The organism is Mycobacterium parascrofulaceum ATCC BAA-614, assembly GCF_000164135.1.
GTDB classification, from domain to species: Bacteria; Actinomycetota; Actinomycetes; order Mycobacteriales; family Mycobacteriaceae; genus Mycobacterium; species Mycobacterium parascrofulaceum.
Map to the genome: position 1 here is coordinate 340,751 of NZ_GG770554.1, position 15,477 is coordinate 356,227.

Consider the following 15,477-nt stretch of genomic DNA (forward strand, 5'->3'; position numbering starts at 1 on the left):
CGGCCAAACCAAGGTATGCCCCGTCGAGGAATACCGCATCGCCTACGGTTTCAGCCATGCCCGCTGTGGAATTGGAAACCGTCGAGGACGGCATCGCCCGCGTCACCCTCAACCGGCCGGAGCGCCTCAATGCCATCGACGGATCGCTGATCGACGGCGTCGACCATGCCCTGGACGCGCTCGGTGGCGGCGAGTTCCGGGCCGCGATCCTCACCGGCGCCGGCCGGGGTTTCTGCGCTGGGGCGGACCTGAGCGGCACGGGCGAGCCGTGGACCAAGCCCAGGCCGTCGACGCCGCCGTTCAAGGTCAACTACGACGCCCAGGTCCGGCTCGCCGACCTCTTCACCCGTATCTACGAACTGCCCATCCCGGTGATCGGCGCGGTCAACGGTGTGGCCGTCGGCGGGGGGCTCGCGTTCGCGCTGGTTTGCGACGTCCGCGTCGCCTCCGATCAGGCGCGGTTCGGCTCGGCGTTCATCAAGGCCGGCTTCTCGTCGATGGACATGGGCACCAGCTATCTGCTGCCCAAGATCGTCGGCGCGGGGGTGGCCCGCGAACTCATGCTGACCGGGCGCATCATCGACGCGGCCGAGGCCTACCGCATCAAGCTGGTGCACGAGGTGGTGGCCCCGGACGACCTGATGGCGGCCGCGCTGAAGGTGGCCCGCTCGATCGCCGAGAACAACGCCTATGGCGTCTGGCAGACCAAGATCGGCCTCAACGCGGCGCTCGACGCGCCGAGCCTGCGCCACGCCATCGAGATCGAGAACCGCACCCAGATCCTCAGCGGCTTCACCAACAACCCGGTCGAGGCGGCCCGGGCGCACCGGGAGAAGCGGGCGCCCAGGTGGGATCCGCTGTGACCGCTGGGTTCGATGGCGGCGGCCCGCCGCGCCCGGCTCCCCGCTAGACCTTCGCGATGACGTTCTCGGCGAACATCTCCAGGTTGCGGATCTTGTTCTCCAGCGGCTCGGTGTCCTTGCCCTTGATGTAGGGAATGCGGAAGCCGACGATGGCGTCGGTGACACCCTTGTCCTCGAGGCGTTTGATGCCGTCCACGGTGTAGGCGTCGGCCGAGATGACGTGGATCTGGAACGGTCCGGTCTTGCCGGCCTCCTCGCGATACCGCTTCAGCTTGGCGATGAGCGCGTCGAGTTCCTCCGGGTCTCCGCCGCCGTGCATCCACCCGTCCAGCCGGGCCGCGCGGCGCAGTGCCGCGTCCGCGTGGCCGCCGATCAGGATCGGGATCGGTTCGGTCGGAGCCGGCGTCATCTTGGTCTTGGGGATGTCGTAGAACTCGCCGTGGAACTCGAAGTAGTCGCCGCTGGTGAGACCCTGGATGATTTCGATGCATTCGTCCATGCGCTTGCCGCGCTTGGCGAACGGGACGCCCAGCAGTTCGTAGTCCTCCGGCCACGGGCTGGTGCCGACCCCGAAACCCACCCGGTTGTTGGTCAGCGCGGCCAGCGAACCGATCTGCTTGGCGACCAGCGCCGGCGGCCGGATCGGCAGCTTGAGGACGAAGAAGTTGAAGTGCAGCTTCGTCGTCACCGCCCCCAATGCCGCTGTCAGCACGAAGGTTTCGATGAATTCCTTGCCATCCAGGAACTCGCGGTCACCGTCGGGCGTGTACGGGTACTTCGAGTCGGACTCGAAGGGGTAGGCGATGCTGTCGGCGATCGTCATCGCGTGGTACCCGGCCGCCTCGGCCGCCTGGGCCAGCGGGATGTAGTACCTGTGGTCGGTCATCGCCTCCGCGTAGGTGAACCGCACGTCATCCGCCTTCCTGGGAACGGGTCGTCACACGAGATTAGAACGTGTTCTAGTTCTACCCGTGCCAGGGTTGCAAGCACAATACGGCGTCAGAGCTGGTTCTCGGGTCCGATGACCGCCCACACCGTCTTGCCGTCCGAGGTGGGGGTGCTGCCCCACGCGCGGGACAACGCTTCGACGATCGCCAGGCCGGACACGTCGATGCCGTTGGCCGGCGACGGTAGCCGCAGGGCCGGGGCGTGGCTGCTGTCGGAGACCGCGATGGTCGCCGTCGCGCCGTGGCTCTCGATCCGCATCACCGGCACGCTCGCGGTGTGTTCCAGCACGTTCTCGACGAACACGTTGACCACCACCAGCGCGACCGGGATGAGCGCCGACTGCGACCAGGCGGTGAGCCACTCGCGGACCAGGCGGCGCGACTCGCGCAGGCTGGTCAGGTCGGCCGGCAGTGGCGCGTCGGCGCGGCGCACGGCACGCCTGCTCTGCTGGCTGAGCGCCTTCATCGCCGCCTTCTCGGTCGAGTACACCGGCATGAAGTAGGCGACGCCGCTGCGGGTGATCGCCTCGCGCGTGGCGCGGTGCGCGCAAACCAGCACTATGGGCACGTTGGGCTTGCTGCGAACCTGCCAATGGGCGCCGATGAACGTCGACCACGCCAATTCGGCGAGCACCTTGAGCGCGGAAATGTTGACGATCACGGCGGCGGGCTCGTCCAGCGTGGCCTGCAGCATGTGATCGCGCAGCGCGGCGGAGTTGGAGCTGTCGAGCACCCCGTCGACGGTCAGGATGGCCACCGATTGATCCGTGCGGGTCGCGACGGCCAGTGAGCCGGGGGACTCGGCTACCGAGCTCACCACCGTGGCCCCTTCCCCGGCGGGAGCCCATGGTGTCGAGGCGCCCGGGCCGCCGGCTGGCTCGAACACGAGGGGGACGTCGCAACCCGGCTTCCCAGCTGGTTCGTGTCGTCCGGTTCCATCGCTGCTCCTCGAATTACTGCCGGGCCAACTGCTTGAGTATCCGCCCTGCGCGGCAAAAGTCTAATTCGGGTCGAGCGGCCTGCCCGCCATCGGAAAGCGCAGCCCACTGGGGCCGGGCCCCGGGCGCGGAGCAGCGGCGGCGCGGTGCAAGTGAGGCGCGTGCCAATCCCCACCCGTCCGGGGCCCCCGCCCCCACCGCGTCGAACATGCTGTTCGAATTCGCTGCGCTGCACGCGCACCCCCCGGGGTTACCACTTGCGGGGCACACCCAAACGCGGCGACGCACCCCAAAAAATATCGTTGATGAGCAGCGAAAAGGCGGGGTCAGCCGGCCGGGTAGGGCGGGGCGCCCACGCCGGCGACCGAGTGGGTGCCCCACGGCGTCTGCTCGACGATCCGCGCGGCGGCGCTGCGCCGGCCCACCGTCAACGTCGCGGTCCGGGTCTGGGTGAGCGCGTGGTCCGGCAGGGGCCGCGACGGCGAACCGAACACCGTCCCCTGCCAGTGGTAGCGGCCGTCGATCGGGTCGAGGTGGCCGGTGAGCCGGACCCGCACCGGATGGCTGGTGCCGGCTACCTCGAGCGTCGCCGCGCCGTCGTAGGTGTCGTCGCGTTCGGGCGCGCTGGACGACAGGTCGAAGGCGGATGCCACCGGGGGCGGCTGGTCGGGGGTCAATTGGGCGCGCTCGTTGAACACCTGCATGCTGCTGGCGCGCACCTCGATGCGGCCGCTGGCCGTGCGCTGCATCGTCCGCAGGCACTCGGCGATGTAGCGGCCTTGCGCGGCGGCATCGGGCCCGGTGATGAAGAAGTAGTTGGGAAAGCCGCGAACCGCCACCCCGCAGAACGGCTCCATGCCGTCGTGCCAGGACTGCCGGAGGTTCCGGCCACGGGCACCGACGAGGGCGCCGTCCGCCAGCCCTTCGGCGATGGCGAAACCGGTGCCGTAGACGATGGCGTCGACGCCGTGCTCGACACCATCGCGGGTGCGGATGCCCGACGCGGTCACCGCCTCGATGGGGGACTCGGCCAGCGTGACCGGCGCGCGCCCGGCGGTGGGTCGGCTGCGAGCGCGCAGCCAGCGTTTGGCCCGGGTCGACCAGAGCGGAATCTCGGCGACCACGCGGCGCGGTGCGTGGGCGACGACGGTGACCGACGCCGCGGTCCGGCTCAGCCGGCCGATGCGGTGGCCCGCGGCGGCGTCGGTGCCCACGACGGCGATGCGCTTACCGGCCGGGTCGAAGTCGGGCGCCCAGGCGGCCGCGGGAAACGACGCGCCCGGGAAATCGTCGCGGCCGGGGATGTCGGGCAGCCAGGGCACGAAGGGCGACGGCTCCGCCGCGACGACGGCCCGCGCCCGCACGTCCTCCCCGCCGGCCGTCCTCAGCAGCCAGGTATCGGTGGCGTCGTCAAACGTCGACCGGACCTTGGCGGCCGACCCGTCCAGGACGACGAAGTCGGTGACACCGGCCGCCGAGAAGGCCGACCGCGTGCCTGGCTGAGCGCCGAGGACGACGACGGGATGGCTGGGTTCGCCGGGGCCGTGCGGCCGCGTCACAGAAACCTGCTGCGCTTCCAGCCGCGGCGGGCGATCGGGCCGAGCAGACCCACTTCGGTCAGGAACGCCGCCAGCGGGGCGAAACCCGCGACCTGCATGTCGCGGCGGTGCGGGCTGGTCCGCGCGATCCGGCGCGCCCGCTTCGGGTCCAGGCCCGTGCGCGCATACGGGATCGGATTGCTGAACAGGTAGTTGAAGAAGTAGCCGCCCAGCCCGTTGATGTTGGCCATGAACCAGCGGTTGAGCCGTGGCATCTCGACGACCCGCTTGCGGGCGCCGTCGCGCGCGAACTGGATGTGGCGCGCCTCCTCGGTGACGTGAATCCGCATGAGCCGCTGGATGATTGGCTGCAGTTCCGGATCGTCCATCATCTGCCGCTGCAACGAGTCGAAGATCTCCTCGCCGATCAGCGCGGCCACCCACAGCATCGAACCCCGCTGAAACGCCAGCGGAAGCGCGTTGATGATCATCCGGTGAAAGAGCCGGGGCCGCACCGGTTTTGCGCCGATGCGCTCGATGGCCTTGCCGAACATCACCATGTGGCGGGTCTCGTCGCCCAGCTCGGTGAGCTTGTAATGGGTCGACCGGCTCGTCGGGTCCTCGTGCAGGATCGTGCGCAGCAGCGACTGATTGAGCATGTTCTCGAACCAGATGCCGGCCGAGAGGGTGTTCACCAGCTCCTGGCGGGACAGCTCGATCTGTTGCTCGCGGGTCATCTCGTCCCACATCGCGGTGCCGTACAGCGACACCAGCCGCGGCGGCAGGTAGAACTTGTCCGGGTCCAGCGGCGCGTCCCAGTCGATGTCGACGACCGGCTCGTAGGACTTCTTCACCGAACCCCTGAGCAGGCGCTCGGAGAACTCTTCCCGACTCGGCCCGGCTGGCTTCACCGCAGATGTCATCTGGCTGGCGTCCCTTCATTGGGTGCTTCAGACGGTACCCATGGTACTGGGTACTTTTGGCTCCGACTAGGCCCTTTAGGTTTCAATTCGGCAATCTGATTGGGCAACCCGCGGGGCAGGAGAGTGCATTGGGCCGGCATATCCACGTCATCGGCATCGGCGCCGGCGATCCCGACTACATGACCGTCCAGGCGATCGAGGCGCTCAACGACACCCGGGTGTTCTTCGCGATGGACAAGGGCGAGGCAAAAAGCGACCTGGTCGCGCTGCGACGGGAGATCTGTGCCCGCTTCATCCGCGAGCCGGGCTATCGCTTCGTCGAGCTGACCGATCCCAAACGGTCGACCGGGACCGACTACCGCGGGGCCGTCTCGGACTGGCACGCGGCGCGGGCGCGGGTGTGGGCGGCGGCCATCGGCGCCGAGCTGGGCCCCGACGGTGTCGGCGCCTTCCTCGCCTGGGGTGACCCGTCGCTGTACGACAGCACGCTGCGCATCCTGGATGCCGTCAAGGCCGAGCTCGAGTTCACCTTCGACGTCATTCCGGGCATCACCGCCATCCAGGCGCTGACCGCCCGACACCGCATCCCGCTCAACGAGGTCGGGGAGCCGGTCCTGATCACCACCGGCCGAAAGCTGCGCGCGCACGGGTTGACCGGAGCGGCGGTCGTCATGCTCGACGCCGAGTGCTCCTTTCAGGCGTGCCCGCCCGGCACCCACATCTGGTGGGGCGCCTACCTGGGCACCGGCGACGAGTTGCTCGTGGCGGGCGCCGTCGGCGAGGTCGGAACGCGCATTGCGGCGCTGCGGGCCGAGGCCCGCGCGCGGCACGGCTGGATCATGGACACCTATTTGCTCAGACCGGCAGACTGAAGGGCGTGCCCGAACTGCCCGAGGTCGAAGCGCTGGCCGACCACCTGCGCCGCCACGCCGTCGGCCTGACCGTCGGTCGCGTCGATGTCGGCGCGCTGTCCGTGCTGAAAACCTTCGATCCGCCGCTCGGCGCGCTGCACGGCCGGCCCGTGACGGGTGCCCACCGGTGGGGCAAATACCTCGGGCTGCAGGCGGGGGAGCTGTTCTTGATCACCCACCTGTCGCGGGCGGGGTGGCTGCGGTGGTCCGACAAACTGGGCGCGGCGCCGCTGCGTCCCGGCAAGGGCCCGATCGCGTTGCGGGTGCATCTGGGCACGCCCGGAGAGGCGCCCGGCTTCGACCTCACCGAGGCGGGCACCCAGAAGCGGCTGGCCGTATGGCTCGTCACCGACCCGCAGACGGTGCCCGGGATCGCCGCCCTCGGCCCGGACGCGCTGGAACTCGGCGTCGACGACCTCGCCGGACTGCTGGCCGGAAACACCGGGCGGATCAAGACCGTCATCACCGATCAGAAGGTGATCGCCGGCATCGGCAACGCGTACAGCGACGAAATCCTGCACGTCGCCAAGATTTCGCCGTTCGCCACCGCGGGCAAGCTGACCGACGAGCAGCTCACCACGCTGCACGACGCGATGGTGTCCGTTTTGCGGGACGCGGTGAGCCGATCCGTGGGCCAGGGGGCGGCCACGCTCAAGGGCGAGAAGCGCTCCGGGCTGCGGGTGCATGCCCGCACCGGCCTGCCGTGCCCTGTCTGCGGCGACACCGTCCGTGAAGTCTCGTTCGCGGACAAGTCTTTTCAGTACTGTCCGACGTGTCAGACCGGTGGCAAAGTGCTGGCCGACCGGCGGATGTCGCGGCTGCTCAAGTAGTCGGCGGCCGCGGTCGCTATGCTGCCTGGGTGACTCGCCAGAAGATTCTCATCACGGGTGCCAGCTCCGGCCTGGGCGCCGGCATGGCGCGTGCCTTCGCCGCCAAGGGCCGCGATCTGGCGCTCTGCGCGCGACGCACCGACCGGCTCGACGAGCTGAAGGACGAACTGTCCCAACGCTATCCGGGCATCAAGATCGCCGTGGCCGCGCTGGACGTCAACGACCACGAGCAGGTGCCGAAGGTGTTCGGCGAACTGAATGACGAGCTCGGGGGCATCGATCGGGTCGTCGTCAACGCCGGCATCGGCAAGGGCGCCAAGCTCGGCTCGGGCAAGCTCTGGGCGAACAAGGCGACCATCGAGACGAACCTGGTGGCCGCGCTGGTGCAGATCGAGACGGCGCTGGAGATGTTCAACAAGAGCGGGTCGGGCCATCTGGTGCTGATCTCGTCGGTGCTCGGCAACAAGGGGGTGCCGGGGGTCAAGGCCGCCTACGCCGCGAGCAAGGCCGGGCTGAGCTCGCTGGGCGAATCCCTGCGGGCCGAATACGCCAAGGGCCCGATCAGGGTTTCGGTCATCGAGCCGGGCTACATCGAGTCGGAGATGACGGCCAAGTCGAACAGCACAATGCTGATGGTGGACAACGAGACTGGCGTCAACGCCCTCGTCTCCGCCATGGAGCGTGAGCCCGGGCGGGCGGCCGTGCCGTGGTGGCCATGGGCGCCGCTGGTGCAGGTGATGCGGGTGCTGCCGCCGCCGCTGACCAAGTGGTTCGCCTGACCGCTGACTAGCCGCTCGCGCCGCGGGCTAGTGCATGGCTGGCGTGTAATGCGTTGCGTCGGTGGTGAACTCCGGCTTCCCGTACGTCGCCAGCCGGAGCTTGAGCAGCCCGATCACGTAGGCGTCGGTGACGTCCCGCAGCACGGGAATGCGGCTGGCCTGGCTCACCACGTTGAATCGACCGATGATGAAGGGCGCGGTGAGGGCGACGCGCAAGAGATCCGTCGGCCCCATGGAAACCCCCATGGCCTCGGCGATCTCCCGATCGCCATTGCAGAAGGTGCGAACGAATGTGAGCTTGCTGAAACTCTTTTCGACCGCTTCCGCGCAACGGTCGAACAAGGAGGTGCCGGGCCGCAGGTAGGCCGCCATCGTGCCGCGGACGAGTTCTTGACAGATGCTGTCGAATCCGTCGCGCAGCAGCGCCGAGCGGGCATGCATGACGTGGATGATGCCGGCGGGTTCGGAGGGCAGCAGCTCCTCGGGCAGCCCGAGCAGAAAGCAGCGATACCGGGCGAATTCGACGACGGCGCGTTCTTCTTTGGTGAATTCCGTCCGGCCCTGCTGGCGTGCCCGGCGGGCCAGCAGGTACTGGCCGATCATTCCGGCGGGCATCTGGTCGACCTGAGGCACCGGCATGCCGTAGATGGCGGTATCCCACTTGTCGGATCTCTTCAGGGCGTTGTAGCGAACCATCGAGTGCATCAGCCGGACCATGGCCGCGGCCTCGAAGCCGGGGCCGTAGCGGTCCAGCGCGCCGGGCAGGGTGGTGACGGCGAAGAAGCTGGCCGTCTCGTTGACCCGCCGGGCGGCCCGCTTGCCCGAGAGCGCACCGGTCAGCGCCATCGGCAACGCGGCGTAGGTGTTGGTGAAGGTCGCGATGAAGGCCCCGCGCGTGATGAACGGGGCCAGCAGCGCAGCCGGAATGCGCTCTTGCCGAGCGCCTTCGCGGACCAGATCGAAGTCGATCCACTCCGGGGCGGCCTCCATCGCGGCGATGAACTCCGCCAGTTCGGGGGGCGCGTCGGCGACCGCGTCGATTCCCTCGCGGCAGGCCGTCTTGAGCATGTCGATCAGGTGCGCGACGCTGTACGAGTTCATCAGGGCCGCATAGGGATCCGCGACGACATCGCCGAGCAGGGTGGCCGTGCTCATCAACTCGACCACGCGGTCGTCTTCCAGGATCGGTGCGCGGTCGGCGACCCAGGCGGGCAGGGCCGAGGCCACGCCGGGTTCGGTGGCCAGGCGGTCCGGGCGCCGGTCGAAGTCGAAATCGCCGTACAGGTCGGGTTGCAGGTCCCGCTGGCTGCGGACCCGCCGCGCGAGCTCGGGGTAGTACGTGACCATCGCTGCCTTCCGCTAACTAACACTTCGTGAGCATACTCACAAGTTGTTAGTTATGCTGTCAAGCATGAGGGCGGGCAACCCGAAGCGGCGCATGAGCGCCGAGGGCCGGCGCGAGCAGATCCTCGACGTCACGCACGCGATCGTCGACGTCGAAGGCTTCCACGCGGCGACGCCGAACCGCATCGCCGAGGCGGCCGGCATCAACCGATCGCTGATCTACCAGCTGTTCGGCGACCCGGCGGGCTTGTTCGTCGCGCTGATCGACCGGGAGGCGGCGCGCGCCGGTGCCCAATTCGCCGAGGCCATCGCCGGATTGGACGCCGTCGCCGAGGATCAGTCGCTGGTGATCGCGTTCGACGGCGTGCTGGCCGCCGTGGACGCCCACCCCGCGACATGGCGCCTGTTCCTGTTTCCGCCGCAGGGCGCCCCACCGGAGTTGTACGCGCGGCTGGCCCAATCGCAGGCCGTTGTCCTCAAGTTCTTCGTCCGTGAACTGTTGCGTCGGAATCCGCAGTTGCACGAGCCCGAATACACCGCTCGGATCCTGCATGCCGCGGGTCGCGAATTGCTGCAGTTGCACCTCAGCGATCCGCAGACCGCCACCCAGGAACGGCTGCGCGCATTCGTGCGCGGCCTCAGCCCCGAGCTCGCAGGCCAGCATCGGTGACCGCGCTCCTGCCGCGCCGCGTCAGCTGGTGCGCCCGCGCTCCGTTCGGTAGCGCCGGACCAGCGCGTCGGTGGAGCTGTCCGACTGCGGCGGCGGCGAGCCGTCGGACGTGATGACCGGGAGCAGCGCTTTGGCCTGCGTCTTGCCCAGCTCCACGCCCCACTGGTCGAACGAATCGATGCCCCACACCACGCCCTCGGTGAAGACCTGGTGCTCGTAGAGCGCGATCAATTGCCCCAGCACCGACGGGGTGAGCCGGTCGGCGAGAATCGAGGTCGACGGCCGGTTGCCGGGCATCACCTTGTGCGGCACGATGCCGGCCGGCGTCCCTTCGGCGGCGATCTCCTCGGCGGTCTTGCCGAACGCCAGCACCTGGGTCTGGGCGAAGAAGTTGCTCATCAGCAGGTCGTGCATGCTGCCCGTGCCTTCGACGGTGGGCAGGTCGTCGAGGGGCTGGCTGAAGCCGATGAAGTCGGCCGGCACCAGCCGCGTACCCTGGTGCAGCAATTGGTAGAAGGCATGCTGGCCGTTGGTTCCCGGCTCGCCCCAAAAGATTTCGCCGGTGTCGGTGGTGACCGGAGTGCCGTCGGCGCGCGTCGACTTGCCGTTGGATTCCATGGTCAGCTGCTGGAGGTACGCGGCAAAGCGCGCCAGGTCGTTGGAGTAGGGCAGCACCGCACGCGATTGCGCACCCATGAAGTTGGAGTACCACAGCCCGATCAGCCCAAGCAGCACCGGCGCGTTGGACTCCAGCGGGGCGGTCTTGAAATGCCGGTCCACGATGTGGAATCCGGACAGGAAATCGGCGAAGGCCTCCTTGCCGATGGCGGCCATCACCGACAGCCCGATCGCCGAATCGACCGAGTACCGTCCGCCGACCCAATCCCAGAACCCGAACATGTTGTCGGTGTTGATGCCGAAGTCGTCGACCAGGCGCTTGTTGGTGGAGACCGCCACGAAGTGCTTGGACACCGCCGCGTCACCGAGCGCGTCGGTCAGCCAGCGGCGGGCTGCGGTCGCGTTGGTCAGGGTTTCCAGCGTGGAAAACGTTTTCGACGCCACGATGAAAAGTGTTGTGGCGGGGTCTAAGTCGGCCAGGGTCGCGATGAGGTCGGCCGGATCGACGTTGGAGACGAAGCGGGCCGATATCCCGGCGTCGGCGTAGTGGCGCAGTGCCTGATAGACCATCACCGGTCCCAGATCCGATCCGCCGATGCCGATGTTGACCACCGTGCTGATTCTTTTCCCGGTCGCCCCGGTCCATTCACCGCTGCGTAACCGGTCGGTGAAGTCGCCCATCCGGTCGAGCACGGCGTGCACGTCCTCGACGACGTTGCGGCCGTCGACGATCAGCTCGGCGTCGCGGGGCAGCCGCAGCGCGGTGTGCAACACCGCCCGGTCCTCCGAGACGTTGATGTGCGCGCCGGCGAACATCTGGTCGCGGCGCTCCTCGATGTTCGCCGCGCGAGCCAGATCGACCAGGAGCCGCAACGTCTCTCGGGTGATGCGGTGTTTGCTGTAATCGATGTAGAGGTCGCCGACCGAGAGGGTGAGTTCGCGGCCGCGGTCGGGGTCGTCGTCGAAGAACTGGCGCAGATGCGTCGCGCCGATCTGTTCGTGATGCCTGCGCAGGGCGTCCCACGCTGGGGTGGCGGTGATGTCGGGGAGGCTTTGCAGGGAGGTCATACTTCGACCCTAGTGACGGTCGCAAGCGCGGCGTAGCCGGGCGCGGCGGGCCGTCACCGTCGGATCGGGTGACGGTCGCAAGCGCGGCGTTGGGGGCACCGCCCGCTTGCGGGGGACCGGGCGCGGCGGGCCGTCACGGTCGGATCGGGTGACGGTCGCAAGCGCGGCGTTGGGGGCACCGCCCGCTTGCGGGGGACCGGGCGCGGCGGGCCGTCACCGTCGGATCGGGTGACGGTCGCAAGCGCGGCGTTGGGGGCACCGCCCGCTTGCGGGGGACCGGGCGCGGCGGGCCGTCACCGTCATGGGCAGCGGCACAAACCCCCGGCCGGGATGGGCGGCCTCAGTGGCCGAGCCGGCCCCTGCCCAACCTCAGCAGCAGGATCGCGAGGTCCTTACCGTCGGGGCCCAACTCGCTGTAGCGCTCGATCACCTTCATCTCGCGGCTGTGCACGAGCCGCGTGCCGCCGGATGCCATCCGCACCTTGCCGATCGCCTGGGACACCTCGGTGCGCCGCTTCACCGCGGCGAGGATCTCGGCGTCCAACCGGTCGATCTCGTGGCGCAACTCGTCGATGCTCAACTCTTCTGGGTCGGCGGTCTCTGGGGTTTCCACCGTCTCAACCTTCATCTCTGTTAACTCCGCATTGTCGTGATGTGGGGGGTGATGGTCTCATCCGGCTCCGGGCCTCAGAAAAGAGACGAGCCCCGATTCCGGAAGCGGACCACGGGGCTCTGGTGAATGCAGCTAGACCACGGGGACCGCTAACCGGTACCCGTAGAAAAATCGACGGCAGTTCGGGGATGACGGCTGCCGACGGCACTGCGCATTGAGCACCAAACGAGTGTGCCACTAAAAACAGCTTCCGCGCAAAAAGGCGTTCGTGAACTGGCCATTACCCCGCCGGCCGCCCACGCCGCGACCGTCCGGTGTCCGATTGCGCCGGCGGCCCCTACCGGCCTGACCGCCGGTGGGTATTTCATTAACGCGGCGCGAATTTGCGCCCCACAGCCGGTCGCGCGAGATTGACGGCGACGCAAACTCGGGCGCGAATGCGAGGGCCTTTTAGACTTGCGTGTAATTAACCGCCAATTGAAACGCGCGCGCTTATTGCATCGCGAAACCACCGTTTATTGCGGGCGCGATTCGGCGCGGGGAGGTGAGCGGTGGCACTAGCCTGGCCGCACGCCTTGGCGCGTTGCGTCGGTGGGCGGCGGTAAGTTTGGACCAACATGAGTGTGTACGCAACCGATGCCAATCTGACCTCCGAAGCAGATCAGCTGCTGGAAGGCCTCAACCCGCAGCAGCGCCAGGCGGTGGTGCACGAAGGTACGCCGCTGCTGATCGTGGCGGGGGCGGGCTCGGGCAAGACGGCGGTCTTGACCCGCCGCATCGCCTATCTCATCGCGGCGCGCGGGGTCGGCGTCGGGCAGATCCTGGCCATCACCTTCACCAACAAGGCCGCGGCGGAGATGCGTGAACGCGTGGTGCGGTTGGTGGGCAACCGGGCCCGTGCCATGTGGGTTTCCACCTTCCACTCGACGTGCGTGCGCATCCTGCGCAACCAGGCCGCCTTGATCGAAGGGCTCAATTCCAACTTCTCCATCTACGACGCCGACGATTCCCGCCGCCTACTCCAGATGATCGGGCGCGACATGGGGCTCGACATCAAGCGCTACTCGCCCCGGCTGCTGGCCAACGCCATCTCCAACTTGAAGAACGAGCTGATCGACCCCGCCGAGGCGGTGGCCAAACTGACGGATGATTCCGACGACCTGGCCCGGACCGTGGCCTCGGTTTACGGCGAGTACCAGCGCCGGCTGCGCGCGGCCAACGCGTTGGACTTCGACGACCTGATCGGCGAAACCGTCGCGGTGCTGCGGGCCTTCCCGCAGATCGCCCAGCACTACCGGCGGCGGTTCCGGCACGTCCTCGTCGACGAGTACCAGGACACCAACCACGCCCAATACGTGCTGGTGCGCGAACTCGTCGGTCATGACGTGACGGAGTCCGGCGATGATGTGCCGCCGGCGGAATTGTGCGTGGTCGGTGACGCCGATCAGTCGATCTATGCGTTCCGCGGCGCCACCATCCGCAACATCGAGGACTTCGAGCGCGACTATCCGGACGCGACAACCATTCTGCTGGAACAGAATTACCGCTCGACGCAGAACATCTTGTCCGCCGCCAACTCGGTGATCGCGCGCAACTCCGGGCGGCGGGAGAAGCGGCTGTGGACCGACGCCGGCGCCGGCGAGCTGATCGTCGGCTACGTGGCCGACAACGAGCACGACGAGGCCAGGTTCGTGGCCGAGGAGATCGACGCGCTCGCCGATCGGGGCGAGATCACCTACAACGACGTGGCCGTGTTCTATCGCACCAACAACTCGTCGCGGTCGTTCGAAGAGGTGTTCATTCGCGCCGGCATTCCCTACAAGGTCGTCGGCGGAGTCCGGTTCTACGAACGCAAAGAGATCCGCGACATCGTCGCCTACCTGCGGGTGCTGGACAACCCCGGCGACGCGGTCAGCATGCGGCGCATCCTCAACACGCCGCGCCGCGGCATCGGTGACCGCGCCGAGGCCTGCGTGGCGGTGTACGCCGAGAACACCGGCGCGAGTTTCGCCGACGCGCTGGTGGCCGCGGCCGAAGGCAAAGTGCCGATGCTCAATTCACGCGCGGAGAAGGCGATCGCCGGTTTCGTCGAGCTGCTCGACGAGCTCAGGGGCCGCCTCGACGAGGACCTCGGCGATCTGGTCGAATCGGTGCTCGAACGGACGGGATACCGCCGGGAGCTGGAGTCCTCCACGGACCCCCAGGACCTGGCCCGCCTGGACAACCTGAACGAATTGGTCAGTGTGGCACACGAATTCAGCACCGACCGGGCCAACGCCGCCGCGCTGGACGAGTCGTTGCAGGCGCCGGACGACGAAGACGTGCCGGACACCGGTGTGCTGGCGGAGTTCTTGGAACGCGTCTCGCTGGTTTCCGACAGCGACGAAATCCCCGATGACGGCGCAGGCATGGTCACCCTGATGACGTTGCACACCGCGAAGGGGCTGGAGTTCCCGGTGGTGTTCGTCACGGGATGGGAGGACGGGATGTTCCCCCACATGCGGGCGCTGGACGACCCGAGAGAACTGTCCGAGGAACGGCGGTTGGCCTACGTCGGCATCACCCGCGCCCGTCAGCGCCTGTACCTGAGCAGGGCCATCGTCCGGTCCTCCTGGGGACAGCCGATGCTGAACCCGGAATCACGCTTCCTTCGGGAGATTCCGCAGGAACTCATCGAATGGCGGCGCACCGCGCCGGCCCCGTCGTTCAGCGCGCCGGTGAGCGGCGCGGGGCGGTTCGGTGCGCCGCGCGCGGCGCCCACCCGCTCGGGCGCGGGCAAGCGCCCGTTGTTGGTGCTCGAGCCCGGCGACCGGGTGACCCACGACAAGTACGGCTTGGGCCGCGTCGAGGAAGTTTCCGGGGTCGGCGAATCGGCCATGTCGCTCATCGATTTCGGCAGCGCGGGCCGCGTCAAGCTGATGCACAATCACGCTCCGATCAGCAAGCTCTAGCCAAGTGGTGCCTGCGGACGGGAATTTGATATCGCGGGTGATATCGGATTTGAAAGCCGCCTAGTGGTCGGGCGCCGAGGCCGCACCCGCGTCGGTTCGTCAGGCCTCCAGCCAGCGTTTGGTCCGCGGGTGCATCGCGAGCACCACGCTGGCGATCGGCAGCAGCGGCAGCAGATGCACGATCCACGCGACGCGGGCACCGGCGATGAACACACCGACATAGGTCAGCACCGCGACCACGGCGCCGGCCACGATGAGGTAGCGCCCAAAAGGCCGATGCTGCAACAGCATGATCACGCCGGAGATGGTGGTAGCCGCGAACACCAGGGCCAGGAACGCGACCGCGATGCAGAACAGCCGGTCGCTTCGCCACCACCCGGCGATCAGGTCGGTCGCCACCACCGACGTGGCCCACCCGCTGACGATGCTGACGGCGCACGCGGCGACGGCCGTCCGGTCGCTCGGGCCGCCGGCCGGGGCGCCG

General features: G+C 68.2%; 12 protein-coding genes and 3 pseudogenes. 7 read left to right on the top strand and 8 right to left on the bottom strand.

The features are described from left to right. Positions 1 to 56: 56 nt before the first annotated feature. Positions 57 to 863: an enoyl-CoA hydratase/isomerase family protein gene (locus HMPREF0591_RS11640; RefSeq protein WP_007168743.1), complete on the top strand. Its 807-nt coding sequence runs from the start codon at positions 57 to 59 to the stop codon at positions 861 to 863. Positions 864 to 906: 43 nt separating this feature from the next. On the opposite strand, the gene HMPREF0591_RS11645 is transcribed toward HMPREF0591_RS11640, so the two are convergent. The 4 genes from HMPREF0591_RS11645 to HMPREF0591_RS11660 form a co-directional block, all read right to left on the bottom strand. Next, entirely contained in the window at positions 907 to 1,773 is an 867-nt protein-coding gene (locus HMPREF0591_RS11645; protein WP_007168744.1) for an LLM class flavin-dependent oxidoreductase, read from the bottom strand. Positions 1,774 to 1,862: 89 nt separating this feature from the next. Continuing rightward, positions 1,863 to 2,627 (bottom strand): STAS domain-containing protein, encoded by a 765-nt coding sequence (locus tag HMPREF0591_RS11650; protein ID WP_040622688.1) that lies wholly within the window; start codon positions 2,625 to 2,627, stop codon positions 1,863 to 1,865. A 447-nt stretch (positions 2,628 to 3,074) separates the two neighbouring features. Continuing rightward, positions 3,075 to 4,070, bottom strand: a complete 996-nt coding sequence (locus tag HMPREF0591_RS11655) for a DUF4873 domain-containing protein (protein ID WP_244268913.1) — start codon at positions 4,068 to 4,070, stop codon at positions 3,075 to 3,077. Positions 4,071 to 4,303: 233 nt separating this feature from the next. Further along, entirely contained in the window at positions 4,304 to 5,209 is a 906-nt protein-coding gene (locus HMPREF0591_RS11660; protein WP_007168747.1) for an AurF N-oxygenase family protein, read from the bottom strand. A 128-nt stretch (positions 5,210 to 5,337) separates the two neighbouring features. Between HMPREF0591_RS11660 and cobF the strand changes: the two genes are divergently transcribed. The 4 genes and pseudogenes from cobF to HMPREF0591_RS11675 all read left to right on the top strand — a co-directional run bounded on the left by cobF (position 5,338) and on the right by HMPREF0591_RS11675 (position 7,729). Next, the gene (cobF, locus tag HMPREF0591_RS11665; protein ID WP_007168748.1) at positions 5,338 to 6,081 is read left to right on the top strand and encodes a precorrin-6A synthase (deacetylating); all 744 of its coding nucleotides are present in this window, start codon (positions 5,338 to 5,340) and stop codon (positions 6,079 to 6,081) included. A 5-nt stretch (positions 6,082 to 6,086) separates the two neighbouring features. After that, positions 6,087 to 6,329, top strand: a pseudogene (locus HMPREF0591_RS33855) (DNA-formamidopyrimidine glycosylase family protein); the annotation flags it as partial. A gap of 153 nt (positions 6,330 to 6,482) precedes the next feature. Further along, entirely contained in the window at positions 6,483 to 6,950 is a 468-nt protein-coding gene (locus HMPREF0591_RS33860; RefSeq protein ID WP_231989271.1) for a zinc finger domain-containing protein, read from the top strand. A gap of 29 nt (positions 6,951 to 6,979) precedes the next feature. After that, positions 6,980 to 7,729, top strand: coding sequence for an SDR family oxidoreductase (locus HMPREF0591_RS11675; protein ID WP_007168750.1), 750 nt, complete (start codon positions 6,980 to 6,982; stop codon positions 7,727 to 7,729). 27 nt (positions 7,730 to 7,756) lie between these two features. Here the strand turns inward: HMPREF0591_RS11675 and HMPREF0591_RS11680 are convergent, their stop codons facing one another. Continuing rightward, a complete protein-coding gene (locus tag HMPREF0591_RS11680; protein WP_007168751.1) occupies positions 7,757 to 9,076 on the bottom strand; it encodes an oxygenase MpaB family protein in 1,320 nt (439 codons plus the stop codon). 91 nt (positions 9,077 to 9,167) lie between these two features. Here HMPREF0591_RS11680 and HMPREF0591_RS11685 point away from each other — a divergent pair, with 91 nt between their 5' ends. After that, complete coding sequence (locus tag HMPREF0591_RS11685; protein ID WP_040622368.1) at positions 9,168 to 9,743, top strand: TetR/AcrR family transcriptional regulator; 576 nt, start codon at positions 9,168 to 9,170, stop codon at positions 9,741 to 9,743. Between the two features lie 21 nt (positions 9,744 to 9,764). Here the strand turns inward: HMPREF0591_RS11685 and pgi are convergent, their stop codons facing one another. Then, complete coding sequence (pgi, locus tag HMPREF0591_RS11690; protein ID WP_007168753.1) at positions 9,765 to 11,429, bottom strand: glucose-6-phosphate isomerase; 1,665 nt, start codon at positions 11,427 to 11,429, stop codon at positions 9,765 to 9,767. A gap of 340 nt (positions 11,430 to 11,769) precedes the next feature. Then, positions 11,770 to 12,090: pseudogene (locus HMPREF0591_RS11695) on the bottom strand (chorismate mutase); the annotation flags it as partial. Positions 12,091 to 12,659: 569 nt separating this feature from the next. Here HMPREF0591_RS11695 and pcrA point away from each other — a divergent pair. Then, positions 12,660 to 14,993 (top strand): DNA helicase PcrA, encoded by a 2,334-nt coding sequence (gene pcrA, locus HMPREF0591_RS11700; protein WP_007168755.1) that lies wholly within the window; start codon positions 12,660 to 12,662, stop codon positions 14,991 to 14,993. A 99-nt stretch (positions 14,994 to 15,092) separates the two neighbouring features. Here the strand turns inward: pcrA and HMPREF0591_RS11705 are convergent. Next, positions 15,093 to 15,477, bottom strand: a pseudogene (locus tag HMPREF0591_RS11705) (hypothetical protein); the annotation flags it as partial.